This is a genomic window from Euzebyella marina, from assembly GCF_014855515.1.
Classification (GTDB): domain Bacteria; phylum Bacteroidota; class Bacteroidia; order Flavobacteriales; family Flavobacteriaceae; genus Euzebyella; species Euzebyella marina.
Genome location: NZ_JACYFK010000003.1, coordinates 23579 through 44857 on the forward strand (window position 1 = coordinate 23579; position 21279 = coordinate 44857).

General features: G+C 39.0%; 21 protein-coding genes. 7 read left to right on the forward strand and 14 right to left on the reverse strand.

All coding sequences use genetic code 11. The features are described from left to right. Positions 1-4: 4 nt before the first annotated feature. Positions 5-1099 (reverse strand): Nif3-like dinuclear metal center hexameric protein, encoded by a 1095-nt coding sequence (locus tag IL356_RS13075; RefSeq protein WP_121848030.1) that lies wholly within the window; start codon positions 1097-1099, stop codon positions 5-7. On the opposite strand from IL356_RS13075, the gene lpxK reads away from it, so the two are divergent. Next, the gene (lpxK, locus tag IL356_RS13080; protein WP_317125494.1) at positions 1076-2143 is read left to right on the forward strand and encodes a tetraacyldisaccharide 4'-kinase; all 1068 of its coding nucleotides are present in this window, start codon (positions 1076-1078) and stop codon (positions 2141-2143) included. The genes IL356_RS13075 and lpxK overlap by 24 nt on opposite strands. Here lpxK and IL356_RS13085 read toward each other — a convergent pair. The 9 genes from IL356_RS13085 to IL356_RS13125 all read right to left on the reverse strand — a co-directional run bounded on the left by IL356_RS13085 (position 2136) and on the right by IL356_RS13125 (position 11047). Next, complete coding sequence (locus IL356_RS13085; RefSeq protein WP_317125495.1) at positions 2136-4379, reverse strand: ATP-binding protein; 2244 nt, start codon at positions 4377-4379, stop codon at positions 2136-2138. The genes lpxK and IL356_RS13085 overlap by 8 nt on opposite strands. After that, positions 4376-5386 carry a type I glyceraldehyde-3-phosphate dehydrogenase gene (gene gap / locus IL356_RS13090; RefSeq protein WP_121848032.1) on the reverse strand — a complete coding sequence of 337 codons (1011 nt, stop codon included), beginning with the start codon at positions 5384-5386 and terminating at the stop codon, positions 4376-4378. The genes IL356_RS13085 and gap overlap by 4 nt, the downstream gene beginning before the upstream one ends. A gap of 44 nt (positions 5387-5430) precedes the next feature. Then, positions 5431-6306, reverse strand: a complete 876-nt coding sequence (gene lipA, locus IL356_RS13095) for a lipoyl synthase (RefSeq protein WP_121848033.1) — start codon at positions 6304-6306, stop codon at positions 5431-5433. Between the two features lie 118 nt (positions 6307-6424). After that, entirely contained in the window at positions 6425-6979 is a 555-nt protein-coding gene (locus IL356_RS13100; RefSeq protein WP_121848034.1) for an RNA polymerase sigma factor, read from the reverse strand. A gap of 17 nt (positions 6980-6996) precedes the next feature. Then, positions 6997-7215 carry a membrane or secreted protein gene (locus IL356_RS13105; RefSeq protein WP_121848035.1) on the reverse strand — a complete coding sequence of 73 codons (219 nt, stop codon included), beginning with the start codon at positions 7213-7215 and terminating at the stop codon, positions 6997-6999. Positions 7216-7302: 87 nt separating this feature from the next. Next, positions 7303-8061 (reverse strand): anti-sigma factor, encoded by a 759-nt coding sequence (locus IL356_RS13110; protein WP_121848036.1) that lies wholly within the window; start codon positions 8059-8061, stop codon positions 7303-7305. A 7-nt stretch (positions 8062-8068) separates the two neighbouring features. After that, entirely contained in the window at positions 8069-8632 is a 564-nt protein-coding gene (locus IL356_RS13115) for an RNA polymerase sigma factor (protein ID WP_121848037.1), read from the reverse strand. 208 nt (positions 8633-8840) lie between these two features. Beyond that, positions 8841-9857: a UDP-N-acetylmuramate dehydrogenase gene (murB, locus tag IL356_RS13120; protein ID WP_121848038.1), complete on the reverse strand. Its 1017-nt coding sequence runs from the start codon at positions 9855-9857 to the stop codon at positions 8841-8843. Beyond that, entirely contained in the window at positions 9857-11047 is a 1191-nt protein-coding gene (locus IL356_RS13125; RefSeq protein WP_121848039.1) for a pyridoxal phosphate-dependent aminotransferase, read from the reverse strand. The genes murB and IL356_RS13125 overlap by 1 nt, the downstream gene beginning before the upstream one ends. Positions 11048-11200: 153 nt before the next feature. On the opposite strand from IL356_RS13125, the gene IL356_RS13130 reads away from it, so the two are divergent. Then, entirely contained in the window at positions 11201-12529 is a 1329-nt protein-coding gene (locus IL356_RS13130) for an aspartyl protease family protein (protein ID WP_225621497.1), read from the forward strand. Between the two features lie 50 nt (positions 12530-12579). On the opposite strand, the gene IL356_RS13135 is transcribed toward IL356_RS13130, so the two are convergent. Then, on the reverse strand, positions 12580-12966 hold the full coding sequence (locus tag IL356_RS13135; protein ID WP_121848040.1) for a DUF1573 domain-containing protein: 387 nt from the start codon (positions 12964-12966) through the stop codon (positions 12580-12582). A 196-nt stretch (positions 12967-13162) separates the two neighbouring features. Between IL356_RS13135 and IL356_RS13140 the strand changes: the two genes are divergently transcribed. The 5 genes from IL356_RS13140 to IL356_RS13160 all read left to right on the forward strand — a co-directional run bounded on the left by IL356_RS13140 (position 13163) and on the right by IL356_RS13160 (position 19543). Beyond that, positions 13163-15793, forward strand: coding sequence for a valine--tRNA ligase (locus IL356_RS13140; protein ID WP_121850629.1), 2631 nt, complete (start codon positions 13163-13165; stop codon positions 15791-15793). A gap of 140 nt (positions 15794-15933) precedes the next feature. Further along, positions 15934-16503 (forward strand): TetR/AcrR family transcriptional regulator, encoded by a 570-nt coding sequence (locus IL356_RS13145; protein WP_162987819.1) that lies wholly within the window; start codon positions 15934-15936, stop codon positions 16501-16503. Positions 16504-16781: 278 nt separating this feature from the next. Then, complete coding sequence (locus IL356_RS13150; protein ID WP_121848042.1) at positions 16782-17369, forward strand: hypothetical protein; 588 nt, start codon at positions 16782-16784, stop codon at positions 17367-17369. Between the two features lie 42 nt (positions 17370-17411). Further along, on the forward strand, positions 17412-18680 hold the full coding sequence (locus IL356_RS13155) for a sterol desaturase family protein (RefSeq protein WP_121848043.1): 1269 nt from the start codon (positions 17412-17414) through the stop codon (positions 18678-18680). A 101-nt stretch (positions 18681-18781) separates the two neighbouring features. After that, positions 18782-19543 carry a creatininase family protein gene (locus IL356_RS13160; RefSeq protein WP_121848044.1) on the forward strand — a complete coding sequence of 254 codons (762 nt, stop codon included), beginning with the start codon at positions 18782-18784 and terminating at the stop codon, positions 19541-19543. A gap of 23 nt (positions 19544-19566) precedes the next feature. Here IL356_RS13160 and IL356_RS13165 read toward each other — a convergent pair whose 3' ends face one another. From IL356_RS13165 to IL356_RS13175, 3 genes are read right to left on the reverse strand one after another with little or no spacing between them, the layout of a single operon-like run. Continuing rightward, on the reverse strand, positions 19567-19827 hold the full coding sequence (locus IL356_RS13165) for an acyl-CoA-binding protein (protein ID WP_121848045.1): 261 nt from the start codon (positions 19825-19827) through the stop codon (positions 19567-19569). Next, on the reverse strand, positions 19802-20485 hold the full coding sequence (locus IL356_RS13170) for a phosphatidylserine decarboxylase family protein (protein ID WP_121848046.1): 684 nt from the start codon (positions 20483-20485) through the stop codon (positions 19802-19804). Before IL356_RS13170 ends, IL356_RS13165 begins: the two co-directional genes overlap by 26 nt. Then, on the reverse strand, positions 20475-21278 hold the full coding sequence (locus IL356_RS13175; RefSeq protein ID WP_121848047.1) for a phosphatidate cytidylyltransferase: 804 nt from the start codon (positions 21276-21278) through the stop codon (positions 20475-20477). Before IL356_RS13175 ends, IL356_RS13170 begins: the two co-directional genes overlap by 11 nt. Between the last annotated feature and the right edge of the window lies 1 nt (position 21279).

Here is a 21279-nt window from a genome sequence, read left to right on the forward strand (position 1 = left end):
ATTTTTATAAATACTTGATGGGATTGGTTTTACTTTCCGATAAACGGACTGCAAAATTAGGAATTTTTTTTGTAAGATAATCAACTAATAAATTTTTTGTAAACTGTTCTGTTTCATAGTGTCCGATATCTGCAACCACTATTTTGTTCTCAGCCTTGTAAAATTCATGATACTTTATGTCTGCGCTTATAAAAACATCGGCACCCGTGGCTTTGGCTGCATCGATGGCGAAGGCACCACTTCCGCCTAAAACGGCTACTTTTTGAACAGGTTTACCCAATAACTGCGAGTGCCTAATGATAGAAGCGTTCATTGACTTCTTTACCCTCTTTAAAAAATCTTTCTCTTCTTCCAGCTCGTTCAGCATACCTACCATACCCATGCCCACATAAGGGTTCGTGTTGTCTAAAGAAACAATGTCATAGGCGACTTCTTCATACGGGTGGTTGTTTAATAGGGCATTGACGATTCTTTTCTGGTCAATACCAGAAAAAACGACACTTATCATGGTCTCTTTTTCGTGATGTAGTTGTCCAATATCGCCCTTTGTAGGGTTAGAATTCTCACCTGCTTCATAGGTGCCCATCCCTTCTAGGTTAAAACTGCAAGCGCTATAGTTGCCTATATTGCCGGCCCCAGCCTCAAATAGATGCTGTCTTAAATTCTCGGCATCGTCTTTAGGTACATATGTGGTAAGCTTTTTAAGGTTTGATTTTTTAGGAATCAAAACCTGAGGGTTCTCGATGCCCAGAACCTCACATATTTTAGTGTTCACCCCATTTTGAACATTGTCTAAAGCGGTATGCATGCTGTAGATGGCGATATCATTTTTGATGGCCTTTAAAACTACCCTCTCAACATAATTGGATCCTGTAAGTTTTTTTAATCCCCCGAAAATTATGGGATGAAAGCTTACTATAAGATTACAATTGGTTTTGATGGCTTCGTCAACAACATTTTCTAAAGTGTCGAGGGTTATCAAAACACCATTAACAATAGAGTTGTAATCGCCAACAAGTAAACCAACATTGTCAAAATCTTCAGCATTGCCCAAAGGAGCCAATTCTTCTAAAATATGGGTAATTTCTTTAACTGTCATGAAGAGTTTTTGTATCGCCTAAAGATAAAATATTATAATTTCGCCCAAATGCAAGTACTGAGAAAAATACTATTTCCGTTTTCGCTCCTATATGCTTTAGTAGTTTACTTTCGAAATTTCTTATTCGATATCGGGTTTTTGAAATCAAAAACTTTTGAGACTCCAACCGTCTGCGTTGGTAATTTAAGTGTAGGCGGAACAGGTAAAACTCCTATGATTGAATTTCTTGTCGATAACCTCAAAGCTGAATTGAAGATAGCTGTCTTAAGTAGGGGGTATAGAAGAAAATCAGAGGGTTTTATACTTGCCGATACCGACAGCAGCGTTGAAGAGCTTGGTGATGAGCCGTACCAGATTTACTCAAAATTTAAGGACATAGCCGTAGCAGTAGATGCGAATAGGCAAAATGGTATTACCTCTCTTCAAAAGATGGTAGACCCTGATTTAATTTTATTGGATGATGCCTATCAGCATCGTAAGGTGAAATGTACTTCGTACATTCTATTGACTGCCTTCGGTCATTTGTATTCAAAAGATTGGTACTTACCAACTGGAAACCTTCGAGATGCCAAGTCACAGGCCAATCGCGCCAATTGTATTGTGGTTACAAAGTGCCCGAAAAATTTAAAAACAGAAGCAAGAAAGAAGATTATAAATCAGCTCAACCCACAAACACATCAAAGGGTACTATTCAGTTATTTAGATTACCATGATGAAGTTTTTGGTCTGGATAAGAGTTATTCTTTGAATGATTTGAAATCAAAGAATATCACTTTGGTCACTGGTATAGCAAACCCAGCTCCTTTAGTGGAATTTTTAAAAAATGAAGGCGTCTCGTTTAAGCACTTGAAATTTAAAGACCATCATTTCTTCTCGGAAAATGAATTGAAAAACCTTAAAGAAAAGGATTTGATTCTAACTACCGAGAAAGACTATGTTCGTTTAAAGAATCAGCTTCAGAATTTATATTATCTACCCGTGAAGCATCGGTTTTTTGATGATGACGGGGAACAAATACTGAAAGAGATAAGGAATATTATATAACCGTGTCGCGTAGGTTTTTGTTGTCAAAGATATTTTCCCCAATTTTTTGGTAGAATACTTCTGGTTTAAAAGGCTTGGTGATTACATCGTTACATCCCGCTGCATAAAAACTTTCCAAGCTGTCGTCTAAAGAAATGGCGGTCAAGGCCACAATCGGAGTAATCTTATCGAACTTTCTGATTTCAATGGTAGCTTCTTCACCCCCGATTCCCGGCATATGAATATCCATCAAAATAGCGTCATATTTATTTTCTTTGGCCAAATCGATTGCTTCCCCGCCATTATTAGCGATATCACTGGTGATATCTTTTTTGGTAAGCATCTTCTTGGTAATAACCTGGTTGATTTTATTATCCTCGACTATCAATATGTGAAGGCCGTTGAACTCGAAATCTTTTTCCGATAGCTCAAATGGTACATCGTCTACGATGGCATCTTTACTCTTAACGTCGAGTTCAAAGTAAAACTTACTTCCTTTGCCCAACTCACTTTCTAACTGAATTTTACTATCAAAAAGACCCAATAGACTTTTTACTATGGTAAGCCCCAAGCCAGACCCACCATATTCACGGTTAATCTGAATAGAACCCTGCTCGAAACCTTCGAAGATATTTTCTTGTTGATCTTTAGAGATTCCGATGCCGTTATCTTGTACTTCAAAGTACAGCGTTACGTTTTCTTCTTCTTTTTCGAGCATTTTGGCAACTACCCGTACCTCACCATTCTTTGTAAATTTCAGGGCATTGCCAACTAAGTTCATGAACACCTGAGATAGCTTCAGAGGATCGCTCATTAGGTGGGAGGGAATATCCTCATCATAATCTAAAATAATGGCGGTCTTGTTGCCTTGAGCACTTTGTTGCAATGAATCAATTACCTCTTGAAGCACCTTCTTAAGGTTGAACTCTACATTCATTGGCTCAAGCTTATCCGCATCAATTTTGTTGATTTGAAGGATATCATTAATGAAGTTCAATAGGTAATCTCCTGAAAACTTTAGCGCTTTTAAATGCTCTTTTTGATTCTCGCTTGGGTTCTCTTCCAACAGCAAATGTGTCAAACCGGTGACGGCATATAAAGGGGTTCTCAACTCATGGCTCACAGTAGACAAGAAATTTGTTTTGGCTTCCATGGCTGTAACAGCGGCATCTCGGGCTGCTTTTAGCTCGGTGTTTTTTGTTTGGAGAAGATCGTTCGTCTTCAACTTTATTTGATTGTTTCTAAAAAGTGAAACCGCTAAAAGAGTGATAATGATCAGTAGGGCAGAAGTGAGTATAGCCGCTATATCCGATTGGTTTTTTGATTCGTTCAGTTCCTCAATCTTTTGCTCTTGCCTTCTTATCTCATCGCTCATAAAATCAAACTGAATTTTTTCAGCCGTCTTTGTCTCGGTCTTCATTTTCGCAATGTTGAAGAGCGAATCTCTGATGTAAAGCAGATTTTTATTATTGGCTAGAGACAGGTCATATCTTCCTTGACGCTCATAAATTCTAGTGAGCATTTCATTAGAATCCCATATTTCCTTTGAAAAGGCATTTTTCTTGGCAAGTTTCAATGCACTTTCTCCATTCATGGCGCTTTCCTCAAGCTTGTCGGTCTTAAGGTAAAGGTCGGCCAAGCCTAGATGGGCCTTGGTAGCTAGGTAATCACTTTCGTATATGTCGGTATTGACAATTAAAGAATTGAAGTTCTTGGCAGCACTCTCGTACTTATCAAGTTTCATATATATTTGGGCTTCTGCCAGCAGGATATTGTTGAAAAAATTTCGATCATTATTCAATTGCTTAGCCTCGTTCAATAAGAAAATAGCCTGAAAGTTTTTTCCATCATGAAATAAAAGAATGGCCTCAATATATTTTTGCATGGCATCGCCATACGGGTATTCAATGTCTTTTAAAAGTGCCTTTGCCCGATCCCAGAAAAAATAAGTGGTTTCTTCTTTATTTAACTTAAGATAGAGTAGGGCGTGAGCTTGATAACTATCGATCAATGCCTTGACATCTTCATTGGCTTCAGCTGATTTAGATGCTTTTTCCAACTCTTCGAGAGCCAAATCGGTTTGGTTGCGATTACTGAAATCACGGGCCCGATCTAAGTGTAGTTTAGGTTCGAGAAGTTCAACCGTATCTTGGGAAATAGGTGAGGTTTCTTGGGCAACGACCATTTGAAATGTCAAGATTGCTGCAAGAATAACTACTATGTTGTAGTATTTTATATGTTTGAAATCTATTGTCAAATGTAATTTTTGCTTCTCAGTAATTGAATTAAATCTACAATTCTACTGCTATAACCGGTTTCATTATCGTACCAACCGATTATCTTCACCATCTTTCCAATTACAGAAGTCATCTCTGAATCAAACGTACAAGAATGACAACTATTGTTTATGTCAATTGACACCAATGGGTTTTCGCTGTATAAAAGTATGTTTTTCAATTCATTGAGCGAATTTTTTCTGAAAGATGAATTTACTTCTTCTATACTGGTTTGTCGTTTTACATTGAAAGTGATGTCTGTAAGTGAGCCATTGGGTACTGGTACGCGTATACCGCACCCACCTATAACATCCGATAAATGCGGGAATATTTTAGTCAAAGCCTTGGCAGCACCTGTGGTAGTCGGCACGATTGATTGACCGGCAGCTCTTGCCCTGCGTAAATCTGAATGAGGTCGGTCGTGAAGACTTTGATCACTAGTGTATGAATGCACAGTGGTAATGTAGGCCTGTTCAATGCCGCAAAGCTCATCTATGACCTTTATCATAGGAGCTGCGTTATTGGTGGTACAAGAGGCATTGGAAATAATATCGTCTCCTTCCTGTATGATTGATTCGTTTACTCCCAATACTACCAAGGGTATATCATCTTCAGCTGGAGGAACCGAAAGGATTACTTTTTTGGCACCGTTGGTAATATGGTGTTGTAGCGTATCTCGGGTCTTGAACTTTCCTGAACATTCAACAACAACATCTACATCATAGGCGGACCAATCTATGTTTTCTGGAGAGCTTTCATTGAAAAGAATAATTTCATGGCCTTCTACAACGATAGTTCGGTCACGGTACGTAACCTCAGGTTCAAAAATGCCATGTATGCTATCGAATTTAAGTAAGTGCGATAAAGTTCGGGCATCTGCCAAATCGTTTATTGCGACTACCTCAAGATTCGATTGGTTTTGTAATAAACGGAAGAGGGTTCGACCGATACGACCGAACCCATTTATACCAATTTTGGTTGTTTTCATTGAATATTGAGAAATGGGGTCTATTAATCAGACCCTCATCTTTTTTAATGAATATGTTTGTGAGCTTTGTACGATGAGCGTACCAGGGCGCCACTCTCTACATGCCTAAAGCCCATTTTGAGGCCAAGCTCTTCATATTTTTTAAACTGTTCGGGAAGAATGAATTCTTTCACCGGAAGATGCTTTTTCGAAGGCTGCAAATACTGGCCGATGGTAACTACATCAACTTTTGCATTTCTCAAATCTTCCATCGTTTCAATGACCTCTTCCTCCAACTCTCCCAAACCTAGCATTATACCCGACTTCGTTCTGTTAGCCCCGCTGTCCTTTAGATAACGCAGAACTTCAAGGCTACGCTCGTACTTGGCCTGTATTCGTACCTCTCGAGTAAGTCTTTTAACGGTTTCCATATTATGGGAAACTACTTCAGGGGCTACCTTGACGATTCGGTCTAAATGCCTTTCAATTCCCTGAAAATCGGGAATTAGGGTTTCTAAGGTCGTTTCGGGGTTCATTCGTCTGATAGCCTTTACGGTTTCTGCCCAAATGATAGATCCCATATCTTTTAAATCATCTCTGTCGACCGATGTAACTACCGCATGTTTGATGCCCATTATCTTAATGGAACGGGCTACTTTTTCAGGCTCTGCCCAATCGACTGTCGAGGGTCTTCCTGTCTTCACCCCGCAGAAACCACATGACCGGGTACAAACGTTACCTAAAATCATAAAGGTGGCAGTACCTTCTCCCCAGCATTCGCCCATATTGGGGCAACTACCGGAAGTACAAATGGTATGAAGGTCATATTTATCTACCAGCCCTCTTAATTGTGTATATTTTTTTCCCGTGGGAAGTTTGACCCTGAGCCATTTCGGCTTTCCTTTTGGGGGTGCTACACTTGCTACGGTCTCTGTACTCATGTTTAACTAATTTTATACAAATATACGAACTATTAAATCCATTTAAGGTAACTCGCCGATTTGAAGAGTTTCCATACCGTCATTTTCAAAACTTGAAATTTTTAATATGGACAATGATCTATTTCGTGCCCTTAATTACTTGGGCCAATAATTTTTTCGCCCTTAGAAGTTTTACTTTTACATTGTTGATGGGTTCATTGAGCTCTTCGGCAATGTCTGCATAACTTAGCTCTTTGAAGTACCTAAGATTGATAACTTCTTGATAATGGGGTTTAAGTTTTTTAATGTGAAGTAAAAGGTTGGCTAAATTCTGTTCGGTTATCAAAAGATCTTCGGCAGAAGGAGCATCATCCAATACTTTCTTTACGGAATCTTGATTTTCCCCAATTTCGACACTTTTCTTACGCTTTCTGATGAGGTCGACGTGAATATTCTTTGAAATGGCTATTAACCAAGTCTTAAATTCATAATTATTGTCGTAAGTGTGCAGTTTGTCAAATGCCTTTGAGAAAGTCTGTATGGTAATGTCTTCGGCATCGTTCTCGTTTTCGGTACGTTTTAACTGAAAACCGTAAACACCGTTCCAAAATCTATCGAGCAATGAGCTATAGGCAATCTGATTGCCCGAGAGGGCTTTTTTAATAGTGCTTTGGATATCTTCAGCTTCTGCCAATAGCGGGGGTTGTTAGGTTAAATTTGTGTTTGAAGTTTAGACGAATCTTCTTTTCGGCAATCTTGCTCATCGGGCATTTTACCGCACATGCTACAAGCTTCGCCATCTTTATTTAAAAACGGACTTTGGCTTGCACAAGTTCCGGCAAATTTTCCATCTTTTTTTGCCCAAATTTTTATGGCGATTCCGGCGAATGCAACCGCCATCAAAGCTACGGTAAGCAATATCAACTTCATATCAGATATCTTTTATGCAAAGATACAAAATAAGCCCCGAAACAAAAGTCTCGAGGCTTTGGATATATAAGTGTTTAAAGTTGATTTCTAGTAAGCGAGATTGGCTACGATGTTTTCTACCGTCGGGGTATTGTTACCGCCCTTCGGTTCAATAGTAATGTAGCTTATAGCTTTATCTGCATAAGGCAGTGCCAATAATTTTTCTTGGCTATCGGCTTCGTGAATTATACCAAGATTCACCATTTCACCGTTAACCTCTGCCCACATCTGGTAACATTGGTCTTCCGGTAGATTAGGTAATTTGCTCACATTAATGTAAGAAAGTCGTTTAACGGGATTGATGTAAGCAACTGCTTTCAATTCTTTTGCCTTCTTATTGCCCTTAACACTAACTTTTTTGGTTTCAGGGTTTTGAAGAACAATGAACTGGTTGCGAACATCTTCTAATTGAGCTCTCATCGTTTCCTCAAGATTATCGATCTTGTTGTTCACGATAGCATTCTCTTCTTGAAGACTCTGGTTTTGGTCCCAAAAGAAAAAGCTCGCGCCGAAAGACATTAGAATAGCTATGGTTGCGGCTACGGCCAACCTGTAGTACTTTTTTCTCCCGACATGCTCTCTTCTTACCTTTTTTATTATTTCGTCTTTAAGGGCATCGGGCGCCTTTACGGCAAATAGCTTGGAGTAGGTCTCCAAATTTTCCTGTAGTTCGTTATAGGCATCACGCACTTCAGGGTACATGGCAATATAACGTTCGGCTTGTAAGGTCTCTTCTTGGGTTGCATTTCCAATCAGGTACTTTTCAAGTATATCCGAATCTAAAAACTGTTTTATTTTCTCTTTCATGATGTTGTTATATCATATTCATCGATAGGACTAAAATCATCGTAGGACCATAAATTTTTCTAAGTTCTCTCAGTCCAATTTTTAATCTAGACTTGATGGTTCCCAGGGGTATATCAAGTTCATCGCTCGCCTCTTGTTGTGTCATGCCTTGAAAAAATAAGGCATCTAACACAATTTGATATTTTGGCTCAATCTTGTCAAGATTCTCTCGAACGTCCATGAACTCTGGTCTAGTACTATTGACGCCCAAATTATATACGTCTGAAACATCAATTTGGATTTCTTTATCTGATTTTGTATTGACACTTCTTAATTTATCGATGGCCGTATTTCTGGTTATTCGAAAAAGCCACGTAAAAAGTTTTGCTTTTGAAGCATCGTATGAATCAGATTTTTTCCAAATTTTTACAAAACTCTCCTGAAGTACGTCTTGGGCAAGTTCTTCGTTTCTAACTACCTTGTTAGCAACCCCTAACAAGGTGTCTCCGTAATGCTCATACAGTAAAGAAATGGCCTTTTCATTACGCTCTTGAAGCAATTCTACAATGTGTTTCTCAAGTAAGGTGCTCATAAATTTTGGTAGGTCTCAAAAAAAATTTGATTTTTGGGCATCCAACCGGGTAGTTTAGTCCGTATATGTTGAAACGCTAAATTATAAAATTGATTGTTATATAGGCGTTTTGTGAAAATATTAATGAATAAATGTGCACTTGGTAACTGCACATTTAATTTTTGGTTAGTTTGGTTTGGTATAACCCCTGAAGAGCTTTCTTTGGGGGTTATTTTATGATATTAACCTCAGGTTCAATCTTTATGCCGAAGTTTTTATCTACCTCTTCTATAATGCGATAGGCAAGTTTTAAGATATCTACGCCAGTGGCATGACCATGGTTCACCAAAACCAATGCTTGGTTTTTATGCACACCTGCATCGCCAAATCTTTTTCCTTTAAATCCACTTTGCTCGATCAACCAACCCGCAGGTATTTTGTATTCATGTTCGCTTACTTGATAAAAAGGTGCTTTGGAGTTTTTTTCGATAAACTTTTTAAAAGTAGATTCATTCACCACTGGATTTTTAAAAAAACTGCCGCTATTACCTAAAACTGTTGGGTCGGGTAGTTTTTCTCTTCTGATTGCTATTACAGCATCTGAAATGTCTTTTATAGAAGGCTCGACAATTTGCCGCTCATTCAATTTTGCCTCAATGGCTCCATAAGAAGTATTTTTCTTATGTCCTTTTTTAGTTAGTTCAAATATGACAGAAGTGATGATGAACTTACCTTTTCCTTCGTTTTTAAAAAATGAATCTCTATACCCAAATTGGCATTCGGCATTAGTGAAGTTCTTCAGTTGTTGGTCACTGATTCGCATAGCTTCACAGCTAACCATTACGTCTTTTAACTCAACCCCATAAGCGCCAATATTCTGTATGGGCGCCGTGCCGGTATTTCCGGGTATTAATGACATGTTTTCCAACCCTCCATAGCCTTGTTCTAATGTCCACATGACCATGTCATGCCAATTTTCACCTGCCATTACCTTTATTTGAACGGTTTCGTTGTTTTGGTCGACGACTTCAATCCCCTTGAGATTGATATGTAACACAAGAGCGTCAATATCTTTGGTAAGCAGCATATTACTGCCACCGCTGATAATAAACTTATGTGGGTGTTCTTTTAATTGTAGGGCTTGCTTTAAATCTGCAATGTGGTTTATTTCATAGAAGTATTTTGCCCTTACATCAATGCCGAAAGTGTTGTATGTCTTAAGAGAGGTATTTGACTTGATATCCATTAGCCTTTATAACTATTTAAGGCCTGCTTTAGTATGCTCACGGCCCTTTTTAAGCTCTCTTTTTCCAATACATAAGCAATTCGTACTTGGTTCTTGCCGTACCCTTCGCTAGCATAGAAGCCAGCTGCCGGGGCAACCATGACAGTTTCGCCATCCACATTAAAATCGCTCAACAACCATTGTGCGAAATGATCGGTATCCGATACCGGTAACTCTGCAATACAGTAAAAAGCACCTTGCGGCCTGCCAATTTTTACACCATCAATTTTTGACAATTCAGCAATCAATAAGTCTCTTCTTCCTAAGTATTCCTCTTTCACCTCTTCGAAGTAGCTTTGAGGTGTGTCCAATGCGGCTTCGCTTGCAATTTGTGCGAATGTCGGCGGCGATAACCTCGCTTGCGCGAATTTTATGGCGGTTCTTACAACTTCTTTATTTTTACTGACCATACAACCAATTCTGGCGCCACACATGCTGTACCTCTTTGAAACGGAGTCGACTATGATGGCATTCTGCTCTAATCCGTTTTCTTGAAGAATGGAGTAATGTTTTCGTCCATCATAGGTAAACTCTCTGTACACTTCGTCTGATATTAGAAAAATATCATGCTTCTTGACAATCTCGGCCAGTTGGCCGATTTCTTCAGGTGTATAAAGGTAACCTGTTGGGTTGCCCGGGTTGCAAATTAAAATGGCCTTGGTTCTATCTGTAATCAGTTTTTCAAACTCAGAAATAGGGGGTAAGGCAAAGTTGTTCTCAATACTCGAAACTATGGGAACCACGTTCACGCCCGCTGCTGTGGCAAAACCATTATAGTTCGCATAAAAAGGTTCAGGAACGATTATTTCGTCACCAAAATCGGTAATACTGCCAATAGTGAACGATAAGGCCTCAGATCCACCTGTGGTAACGATGATATCTTGTGCTGTTACCGAAATATCATTTTTGGCGTAGTAACCTGCCAATTTTTGACGGTATTCTTCTGATCCCTCGGTTCTGCTGTACTCGACAATCTCAAGGTTGTTGTTTTTAACGGCATCTAGAGCTACTTGAGGTGTTTTAATGTCTGGTTGGCCAATGTTCAAATGAATTACATTAACTCCCCTCTTTTTCGCTTCTTCGGCAAAAGGAACTAGTTTTCTAATCGGTGATTGCGGCATTAAGCGCCCTTTCTCTGATACTGACGGCATAAAAAATGAAATTTTTGACAAAAGTGCTAAATCCAATTCGATAAAACTAAAATAGCGGCTGGTATTTGATTGTTATCTAGATTGTTAAAATTTAGGCAGGGAGTCATAAATATTTGTAAATTGATAAGAATTGAAGGTTTAATTTGAAGAAAGTTGAATCGTTCCCTTCTACATATTATCATTTTTATAGCTCTGCTGCCCTTTTTCGCTGAGGCACAACAGTTCGATTTGCCAAAAAGTAAGGATTCTGAAAAGCTAAGGTTCGAGTTGGTGAACAATCTTATCGTATTGCCAATTGAAGTTAATGGGTCAAAGCTTAATTTTTTGTTGGATTCGGGGGTGAGCCAGCCTATTCTCTTTAACATTTCAGATTTAGATTCCCTTCAAATAAATAATGTCTCTGAAATAACAATAAGAGGGGTGGGGCATGGAGAGCCCATTAAGGCCTTGAGTTCAAAAAACAATACTTTTAGACTCAATAATATTACCAACTTAGACCAACGGTTATATGTGGTGATGGACAAAAGCATTAACCTTTCGCCAATGGTTGGCATGACCATTCACGGCATCATGGGTTACGAGCTTTTTCGCGATTTTGTGGTGGATATCAACTACAGTAGAAAGGTAATTAAGTTTTTTCGCCCCGAAACTTATAAGTATCGAAAAGATAGAACCGCCCAGACCTTACCATTGGAAATCAATAAAAAGAAGGCCTTTTTGGAAGGGAACGTCCATCTAAATAATTTAGAAGATTTTCCGGTGACCTTATTGGTCGATACCGGTAGTAGCGATTCTATCTGGTTGTTTGAAGATGATCAAATCAGTGTACCAGAAAAAAACTATGAGGTGTTTTTGGGAAAAGGTTTGAACGGCGAAGTTTACGGAAAACGCACCAAGATCGATGGTTTGGACATCGGTTCTTTCTCTATTAAAAATGCCAAGGCAGCCTTTCCTGATAAAAAATCTTTTAGTTCTCTAACAAGTTTGGGTAGCAGAAATGGAAGTCTTGGAGGGGAGGTTCTTAAGCGTTTTAACGTGGTTTTTGACTATAGTAGGGGTAAGGTCATCTTTAAGAAAAATAAGTATTTCGAGCGACCTTTTCAATATAATCTCAGTGGCTTAGATCTTCAGCATAATGGTATGCGTTACATTGCTGAAAGCATTGCTGATTCTAGAGGTGTGGTGAGAAATGAGGAAAAAAGCTTTGGAGATGTGCAGTTGCTTTTTGAATCACAGGCCAAATTAAGTTTGGTGCCGGAAATAGTTATCTCCGCAATTCGAACAGGTAGCCCTGCTCATGAGGCCGGTCTAAGAGAGGGCGATGTGGTACTTGCGGTAAATGGTAAACGAATACACCGCTACAAACTACAGCAGGTCATGAATATGTTGAACGATAAGGAAGGAAAGCGAATCAAGCTCTTGGTAGGTAGGTATAATTCTGATTTGCTTTTTACCTTCGTTCTTAAAAATGTGCTGAAATAAAAAACCCTGATTTTTAATCAGGGTTTTTTATTTTATTGTTGATTTGAAGGTTACTTGCCTTCGGTAGCCTTAACCTCTCCTTTAATTTTTAAAACCTTAGTAGGTGTATCGGCATTGGAAATGACCGTAATGGCCTTTCTAATCGGTCCTACGCGGTTGGTATCATATTTAACTTGAATTTCACCAGTTTTTCCTGGTAAAATTGGCTCTTCCGGTTTCTTTGGTATAGTGCATCCGCAGCTAGAGCTTACCTTGCTAATGATCAAAGGAGATTCACCGGTATTGGTGAATTCAAAAACTCTTACACCATCAGAACCTTTGGCTATCTCTCCGTAGTCTACGGTCTCCGTCTTAAATTCGATTTTAGCGGCTTTTTCTTGGGCGGTTAGAGTTAAGCCCATGAGGCCGACAAATAATACAAGTACTATTTTTTTCATCTTTTTAAATTTAGGGAATCTCAAAAATAAATCTTTTCAGATGAACCTCCAAAATTCTTTTGTTATCAGTTAACGTTACTTATTTTTGTTTCGTATTTCAAAAAGGGCAAAATTGCCCATATTTATTAACAATGAAACTTCTATAGCGGTCTTTCTTTTTGACCGACACTTTTCAGTCAAAAACCGTTCCAAAAATATGGAAATCCCTTCAAAATATGATCCGCGCAAAGCGGAAAACCACTGGTACGACTATTGGATGCAGCATAATTACTTCTCATCAACACCTGATAATAGAGAACCGTATACCATAGTTATACCTCCCCCAAACGTAACAGGCGTATTGCATATGGGGCATATGCTTAATAACACGCTGCAAGACGTTTTGATTAGAAGGGCTAGGCTGATGGGCAAGAATGCTTGCTGGGTTCCGGGAATGGATCATGCCAGTATCGCAACCGAAGCAAAAGTGGTTGCCAAATTAAAGGCTGAAGGTGTAGAGAAAACCGATTTGAGCCGTGATGAATTCTTGAAGCACGCTTGGGATTGGACGAACGAATACGGTGGGGTAATTTTGGAACAGCTTAAAAAATTGGGCTGTTCATGTGATTGGAACCGTACCAAATTTACAATGGATGACGATATGTACAAATCGGTCATCAAGGTATTCGTGGATCTTTATAAAAAAGGATTGATCTATCGGGGTCACCGAATGGTCAACTGGGATCCAGAGGCTTTGACAACTCTTTCCGACGAAGAAGTTATTTATGAAGAAAGACAAGGCTTACTTTATTATCTAAATTATGCAATTGAGGGTAGTGATGAAAAGGTGACCATTGCTACGACAAGACCGGAAACCATTTTGGGCGACACGGCAATTTGTATCAACCCAAACGATGAACGCTATAAGCATTTGAAAGGCAAAAAAGCGATAGTGCCTATCTGTAATAGAGTCATTCCCATCATAGAAGATGAGTATGTCGATATCGAGTTTGGTACCGGTTGTTTAAAAATAACCCCGGCCCATGATGTCAACGATAAGGCCTTGGGTGAAAAGCATAATCTTGAAACCATCGATATTTTTAATGCGAATGCGACCTTAAACTCTTTCGGTCTTCATTACCAAGGAAAAGACCGATTCCTAGTACGCAAAGAGATATCAAAAGAGCTTGAAGAAAAAGGTTTTCTGCTTAAAAAGGAAAACTATGTAAATAAGGTGGGTACCTCTGAGCGTACCAAAGCGGTTATAGAACCACGTCTTAGCGATCAATGGTTTCTTAAAATGGAAGAACTGGTAAAGCCTGCTTTGAAAGCGGTACTTGAAACCGAAGAGGTGAAGTTCTTTCCTAAAAAGTTTGAAAATACTTACCGCCATTGGATGGAGAATATCCGCGATTGGAATATCTCGCGGCAATTATGGTGGGGTCAGCAAATACCGGCATATTATTTTGGTGATGGCCAAGACGACTTCGTTGTGGGAGAAACTATCGAAGAAGCTTTGCAATTGGCAAAAGAGAAGTCTGGCAATTCAGACTTTACCATTGAGGATTTGAGGCAAGACGAAGATGTATTGGACACTTGGTTCTCTTCATGGCTATGGCCAATTAGTGTATTCAACGGAATACTTGAGCCGGATAATGAAGAGGTCGATTATTATTATCCTACCAGTGATTTGGTTACAGGCCCCGATATTATATTCTTTTGGGTGGCGCGAATGATTATTTCCGGATATGAATACCGTGATGAGCGACCCTTTAAGAATGTATATTTTACCGGTTTGGTTCGTGACAAGCAGCGACGCAAAATGTCAAAATCGTTGGGTAACTCTCCTGATGCCCTACAATTGATTGAGAATTATGGCGCGGATGGTGTTAGGGTAGGTCTCTTGTTAAGTTCTGCAGCAGGTAACGACCTTATGTTCGATGAAGATTTATGCCAGCAGGGCAAAAATTTTGCCAATAAAATCTGGAATGGTTTCAGACTTTTAAAAGGATGGGAGATTGCCGATATTCCCCAACCGGAAGCGTCTCGATTGGGCATAGAATGGTACAAGGCGAAATTCAATAGTACTTTGGCCGAAATAGAAGACCATTTTAGCAAATACAGAATTTCAGATGCTTTAATGGCTATTTATAAACTTGTTTGGGACGATTATAGCTCTTGGCTATTAGAGATTATAAAACCGGATTACCAAAAGCCTATCGACCGCGTTACCTTTGATGAGGTTATTGCTCTTTTCGAACAGAATTTAAAATTATTACATCCTTTTATGCCGTTCTTGACCGAAGAGGTTTGGCAGCATATCAAAGAACGTTCACCTGAAGAGGCGCTTATTGCTTCAGAATGGCCAAAATTGTCTGCTGTGGATAGGAGTGTAATCGAAGAATTTGATTTTGCTACAGAAGTGGTATCAGGTATTCGTAATATCCGTAAGGAAAAGAACATTCCTAATAAAGATTCTTTAAACCTGTTCATTTTGAACGAAGAGAATGCTTCAAAAATGTGGGATGAGGTAATCATCAAATTGACCAATATTGCAGAACTCTCCTATGTAGATGCGTCCGTTGATGGGTCATTATCATTTAGGGTTAAAAGTAACGAGTATTTCGTTCCTATGGCGGAAGCAATAGATGTCGAGGCAGAGATAAAGAAAATTAAGGAAGAACTAAAATACACCAAAGGTTTCTTGCAATCGGTACAGAAAAAATTGGCCAATGAGAGATTTGTGGCCAATGCGCCGGAAAAAGTAATTGAGATTGAGCGAAAAAAGCAAACTGACGCAGAAGCTAAAATCGAAACATTAGAGAAAAGTCTGGCGAATTTGGAATAAGTAAGGTTGGTATTTAAAAGTCTTGCTAATGCATTGATACACTTGCTCTTTTAGTTAAATTCTTGAGGTTTCCTCATTAATTTTTAAATAAGCCTGAATATTAATGAATGTGTATTCGGTTAAATTGCTATCTTAGCTGTGTGAGACTTAAAGATGATGCTAAGATTGAGGCCATATTCAACTCTGCTATTGAGCTGACCGAAGAGATAGGCCTTAATAAGCTGACAATGTCCGCTATAGCCGACAAAGCGAATATTGCAAGTGGTACGCTCTATGTCTATTTTAATAGTAAAGAGCAATTACTGAACGACCTTTACAAGAGGCTTATATCCGAGGGTACACTCTCATTGTTACCTGCTATTAGTCACCTCCCCATCAAACAACAACTGTTCAACATTTGGTCGAACGTTCTTAATTTCAGGATGGCCAATAGTGCCGAAGTTGCCTTTATGCATGAGTTTAGGTACTCTCCTTATTTAAGTGATGATGCCAAGATGATGGATAGAGAGTTTGTCCTGCACATCTTAAAACTGCTTGATGCCGGAAAGGAAGAGCTGATAGTAAAAGATTTAAGCAACGACATATTACTGCCGTTGATGTATGGCTATGTAGACAATTTGGCCAGGCACTTGGTTTATAAAAATATAGGCTTAACCCCAGAAATTATAAGACAGACCTTTACTATTTGCTGGGATGCTATCAAAGCATGATTTTTTAACATTTATTAGTGAATACATATTCATTTATAACTTATCTTTACCGCAACTTTCTAAGAGTTTTTAATTTTTGTTTTTAGGATTAAGTTTATTGCCCTGAGTCTTTCGGAACGAAGACCGTATTTCTTTAGTTAATGGAAACCCCGTTTGTGCGATTATTGATAATGTTCCCCCCGAGTCAGTTCGCATAGGGGTTTCTGCTTTTTATTCTATCATCTCCTTCCACTCACAGAAACCTACATTTTTTGTATATTTAAAAGAAACACGAACAAATGAGGAGTCTTCTTTTAGTACTGGTTTTAGGGTCGGTTCAATTTTTATGTTCTCAAGAACAAACTATCTTGCCGAAAGAGGTTCAGATAGCCACCGCTTTGATTCCTGTACCAGAAGGGGACAAAGAAACAACTACGGTTTATGGCTATTCGCCAAAAGGGGAGTTGGTGGTGTTGCGCGAGGGTACCAACAATTTAATTTGTCTTTGCGATGACCCGAAAGTTGAAGGTATTAGTGTGGCGTGTTATTCCAAAGAACTTGAGCCTTTTATGAAGAGAGGTCGGGAGTTGACCTTAGAGGGTAAGAATACAAAGGAGAAAAGAGAAATTCAAGGTGCTGAGGTCTCTGCAGGCAAATGGCAGATGCCATTGGCACCGAGTATGATGTACGTTTATTACGGGAGTGACGATGCTTATGATAAACAGACGGGCGAATTAAGTGATGGGCAATATCGCTATGTAATTTACACGCCTTTCGCTACAGCCAAATCTACGGGACTGCCGACCAAGCCCCACGAAAAAGGAATGCCTTGGTTGATGGATCCAGGTACTTTTCGGGCACATATAATGGTCGGTCCTTTCAATTAAAAGAGTGATATCTATAGATAACTTGATTTTAAAACTTGAAGTTTGGAAACATATGCCACGGCCTTATTGTACGCCATTCCTTTTTTTGTCATTTTATTGTTGATTGAAATAGCTTACGGCTATTTTAAAAAAGACCAAAAACACAAGGTGCTTGATTCGGTTGCAAGTATCAGTTCAGGTTTTACTAATATCATTAAAGATACCCTAGGGCTTGGTCTGGTTCTCATTTCTTATCCTTTTTTAAGTGACCATTTGGCCATTACCGAATTCGAATCAACTTGGTTGGTCTGGTTAATTGCCTTTCTGACGATTGACTTTGCAGGCTATTGGAACCATAGGTTAAGCCATAAAATCAATATTTTTTGGAATCAACACGTAATTCACCATAGTAGTGAAGAGTTTAACTTGGCTTGTGCATTAAGACAGCCCATATCAAACCTTATAGGCTATTTTTCGCTTTTTCTTTTGCCAGCAGCTATTCTTGGGGTACCGAATGAGGTAATTGCGATTTTAGCGCCCGTACACTTGTTTGCTCAATTTTGGTATCATACCCAACATATCGGAAAGCTTGGTTTCTTAGAGTATGTTTTGGTAACACCATCGCAACACCGGGTGCATCACGCCATCAATCCTGAGTATATAGATAAAAATTTAGGTCAGGTTTTATGTGTTTGGGATCGGTGGTTTGGTACTTTTCAAGAAGAATTAGATCACGTTCCTCCGCAATATGGTGTTCTAAAGCAACCTCGTACCTGGAACCCTATAAGAATCAATTTTCAACATTTATATAGGTTGGTTCAAGATGCTTGGCGTACCAAGAGCCTGAAAGACAAATTAAGAATTTGGTTCATGCCAACAGGTTGGAGACCTGCTGACGTAAAATCAAAATATCCCGTCGAAACGATAAAAGATGTTTATAATTTTAAGAGATATAGTACACCTTCAACTCCGGCATTTAAGGCATATATTATCTTTCAGTTAATAGTGACCTTATGCTTTCTATGGTTTATGTTCTATAATTTCGAGGCAATAGGTTTTAGTGGTCTTCTCTTGTTTGGCACTTTTGTATTTGTTGGTATCTATGGATACACCAGCCTTATGGATCAATTGAACTATGGTGTTTATATAGAACTATTTAGGGGTATTGTAGGTATTTTGTTTGTGACTTTTAATGGCGATTGGTTCGGAATCAATCAATTTTTCTCATTTGGTAGTTGGTTGGTTTTGACTTATTTTTTTGTGACTGTAATATGCTCTGTCTATTTCGCCTTCATTGAAAATAAAACCTTCGGTAAGGGTTGGGTCGTCTAGGTCTGTCCTTAGCCTCTGTAATTAAATTCTAAAAATAAATTCTAGGCAAGGGGTTATATTTATCTAGAGCTTTGCTAAGTTTGTTTAGAATCAAATACTTTATGAGACCTTATATTCTGGCCGAAACCAATTGGGAAGCCCTTAAAAGTGCATCGTTTGATATGGTAATCTTACCTTGGGGCGCAACCGAAGCACATAATTATCATTTACCCTATGCCACTGATAATATACAGGCAGAACATATGGTGGCGGAAATGGCCAAGCATGCTTGGGAAAAAGGGGGTAGGCCCATAGTATTGCCTGTACTTCCATTTGGGGTCAATACAGGGCAGTCTGATATTTATTTAGATATAAACTTGAACCCAAGTACCCAATTGGCAATTCTTACCGATATTGTTGAGGTGCTGAATCGCCAAGGCATTTATAAGCTTTTGATTTTTAATGGTCATGGAGGAAATGACTTTAAGCCTTTGGTTCGTGAATTAGGACTGAAATTTCCGAAGATGTTTATAAGTTTCAGCTTTTTTCCTCAGGTGGTAAATAAGCGTAATTATTTTGAGGAAGAAGGTGATCATGCCGATGAGATGGAAACCAGTCTAATGCTCTATCTCAGACCTGACTTGGTGCTGTCAAAAGACAAATGGGGTAGTGGGGCCTCAAAAAAATATAAAATTCAGGCTTTTAAAGAAGGTTGGGCGTGGGCCGAAAGAAAATGGTCTCAGGTAACGGAAGATACTGGAGTTGGTAATCCCGAAAAAGCTACAAAAGAAAAAGGCGAACGCTTTTTTAAGGATATTACTTCTAAAATGGGCGATTTTGTTCTGGATTTATGCCAAGCAGATTTGTCAGACCTTTACGAATAGTAATTACTGCTTTTTTAAAGTAATTAATTCTTCACCTCTGTTTTAACGAGTTTTATATAAGCCTTCATGGCATCTTCTCGCCCCATGTTTTTCGCTTGTATCAGAGCATTGGCTTTAAAGGCATTGATAAGGGGCACTTTACTATCGGGGCTACTATAGTTTTTGTTTGCAATCTTGTAGTAAGCATACAGTTTTAGCAATAGGTCTGCCGGTAACGGATCGGTATAATTGTTTATATACTCGACCGCTTCTGCAAAATCAGTATGCAATTTCTCCTTCTTCATCTTTCTTTACAACAGCTGCTATACATGTCTTTGCCCCAACTACTTTTTGGTTAAGTTTTACTGTTACGGCACAGTCTAGAGGTAGAAATAAGTCGACCCTTGAACCAAACTTGATAAAACCGGCATCTTCGCCCTGTTGAACACTTTCCCCGATCTCGGCATAGTTGACAATTCTTCTGGCAAGGGCCCCGGCTATTTGACGGTATAAAATATCCCCGAATTTCGGAGTGCGTATGACAACAGTTGTACGTTCGTTTTCAGTGCTCGATTTGGGGTGCCACGCTACCAAATATTTTCCGGGGTGGTATTTAGAGAATTTGACACTACCGCTAGCAGGATATCTTGTTACATGTACATTGGTTGGCGACATAAAAATAGATACCTGTCTTCTTCTATCATTAAAGTATTCGGTTTCTTCAACCTCTTCAATAACCACGACCTTACCATCGACAGGGGCAAGAATTTCATCAAAGGTCTTAGCTGCCCTCCTTGTCGGATTACGAAAAAATTGGAGAATGAGAATCAAAAGAACAACCGCCAATAATTGCAATCCCCATCTAAGCCACATTATATCAACGTAGAATTGCGAAACCAAGATGATGGCGCAAACTATAAAAAAAGTGGTCAGTATTATTTTTTGACCCTCTCTATGAAACATAGTCAATAATCTTTAATGTTAAAAAGGCATATGGCGCCGCAAATACTAAACTATCTAAACGATCCAACATTCCGCCATGACCTGGTAAAAGTGCTCCGCTATCCTTAACTCCTGCGGCTCTTTTTAATTTTGATTCCACAAGGTCGCCTAAACTACCGGCAACTACAATTACGATTGCTAAAAGTACCCATTGCATCGGTGTAACTATGGGTTCGTATTTTCCTAAAAAGTAGGCAGTTCCCATGGCGAAAATCAAGCCTCCGAGCGCTCCCTCCACTGTTTTTTTGGGAGAAACTCGTCCAAAAAGCTTATGTTTTCCAAACGCTTTACCTGTAATGTAGGCAAAAGAATCGTTCACCCAAATCAGGATAAAAATACCTATTATAAGGAACTTCACAAAGTCATCATTGGTATAAGGTATCATGGTAAGAAAAATAAATCCCCCACCAATATAGAAAAGGCCAATAATGAATTTTTGAAGAGTATTGAAAAGTCTTTCTTTTTTGTTGAAAAGGTAAAATAAGAGGGCAGCGTTGGTTGCCAAGGTGCACCCTAAAAGGGTGTAAACAGGCCACATGTCGGTTACAAAATAGATGAATGCCCACCATAGAACTAAATAGGCAAAGTAAATATGTAACCCTCTTAGGCCAACGAGCTTTTTATATTCATTAAGACAGGCGAGGCCGAAAACCATGAATAAAAAATCAAAGGCGTCGGAGCTTAAAAATACCACGGATAATAGTAGCACAATATAAACTGCCCCAGTAAGTGAACGCCGAAGTATTTCCCTCATA

Bases quoted from the DNA above. Each gene is read 5' to 3' on its own strand.
- IL356_RS13105 (WP_121848035.1), bottom strand. From the start codon at position 7,215: ATGAAGTTGATATTGCTTACCGTAGCTTTGATGGCGGTTGCATTCGCC.
- lpxK (WP_317125494.1), top strand. From the start codon at position 1,076: ATGGGTAATTTCTTTAACTGTCATGAAGAGTTTTTGTATCGCCTAAAG.
- lipA (WP_121848033.1), bottom strand. From the start codon at position 6,306: ATGAGTACAGAGACCGTAGCAAGTGTAGCACCCCCAAAAGGAAAGCCG.
- IL356_RS13125 (WP_121848039.1), bottom strand. From the start codon at position 11,047: ATGCCGTCAGTATCAGAGAAAGGGCGCTTAATGCCGCAATCACCGATT.
- murB (WP_121848038.1), bottom strand. From the start codon at position 9,857: ATGGATATCAAGTCAAATACCTCTCTTAAGACATACAACACTTTCGGC.
- IL356_RS13140 (WP_121850629.1), top strand. From the start codon at position 13,163: ATGGAAATCCCTTCAAAATATGATCCGCGCAAAGCGGAAAACCACTGG.
- gap (WP_121848032.1), bottom strand. From the start codon at position 5,386: ATGAAAACAACCAAAATTGGTATAAATGGGTTCGGTCGTATCGGTCGA.
- IL356_RS13115 (WP_121848037.1), bottom strand. From the start codon at position 8,632: ATGAGCACCTTACTTGAGAAACACATTGTAGAATTGCTTCAAGAGCGT.
- IL356_RS13165 (WP_121848045.1), bottom strand. From the start codon at position 19,827: ATGAAGAAGGAGAAATTGCATACTGATTTTGCAGAAGCGGTCGAGTAT.
- IL356_RS13150 (WP_121848042.1), top strand. From the start codon at position 16,782: ATGAGGAGTCTTCTTTTAGTACTGGTTTTAGGGTCGGTTCAATTTTTA.
- IL356_RS13075 (WP_121848030.1), bottom strand. From the start codon at position 1,099: ATGACAGTTAAAGAAATTACCCATATTTTAGAAGAATTGGCTCCTTTG.
- IL356_RS13110 (WP_121848036.1), bottom strand. From the start codon at position 8,061: ATGAAAGAGAAAATAAAACAGTTTTTAGATTCGGATATACTTGAAAAG.
- IL356_RS13160 (WP_121848044.1), top strand. From the start codon at position 18,782: ATGAGACCTTATATTCTGGCCGAAACCAATTGGGAAGCCCTTAAAAGT.
- IL356_RS13135 (WP_121848040.1), bottom strand. From the start codon at position 12,966: ATGAAAAAAATAGTACTTGTATTATTTGTCGGCCTCATGGGCTTAACT.
- IL356_RS13170 (WP_121848046.1), bottom strand. From the start codon at position 20,485: ATGTTTCATAGAGAGGGTCAAAAAATAATACTGACCACTTTTTTTATA.
- IL356_RS13175 (WP_121848047.1), bottom strand. From the start codon at position 21,278: ATGAGGGAAATACTTCGGCGTTCACTTACTGGGGCAGTTTATATTGTG.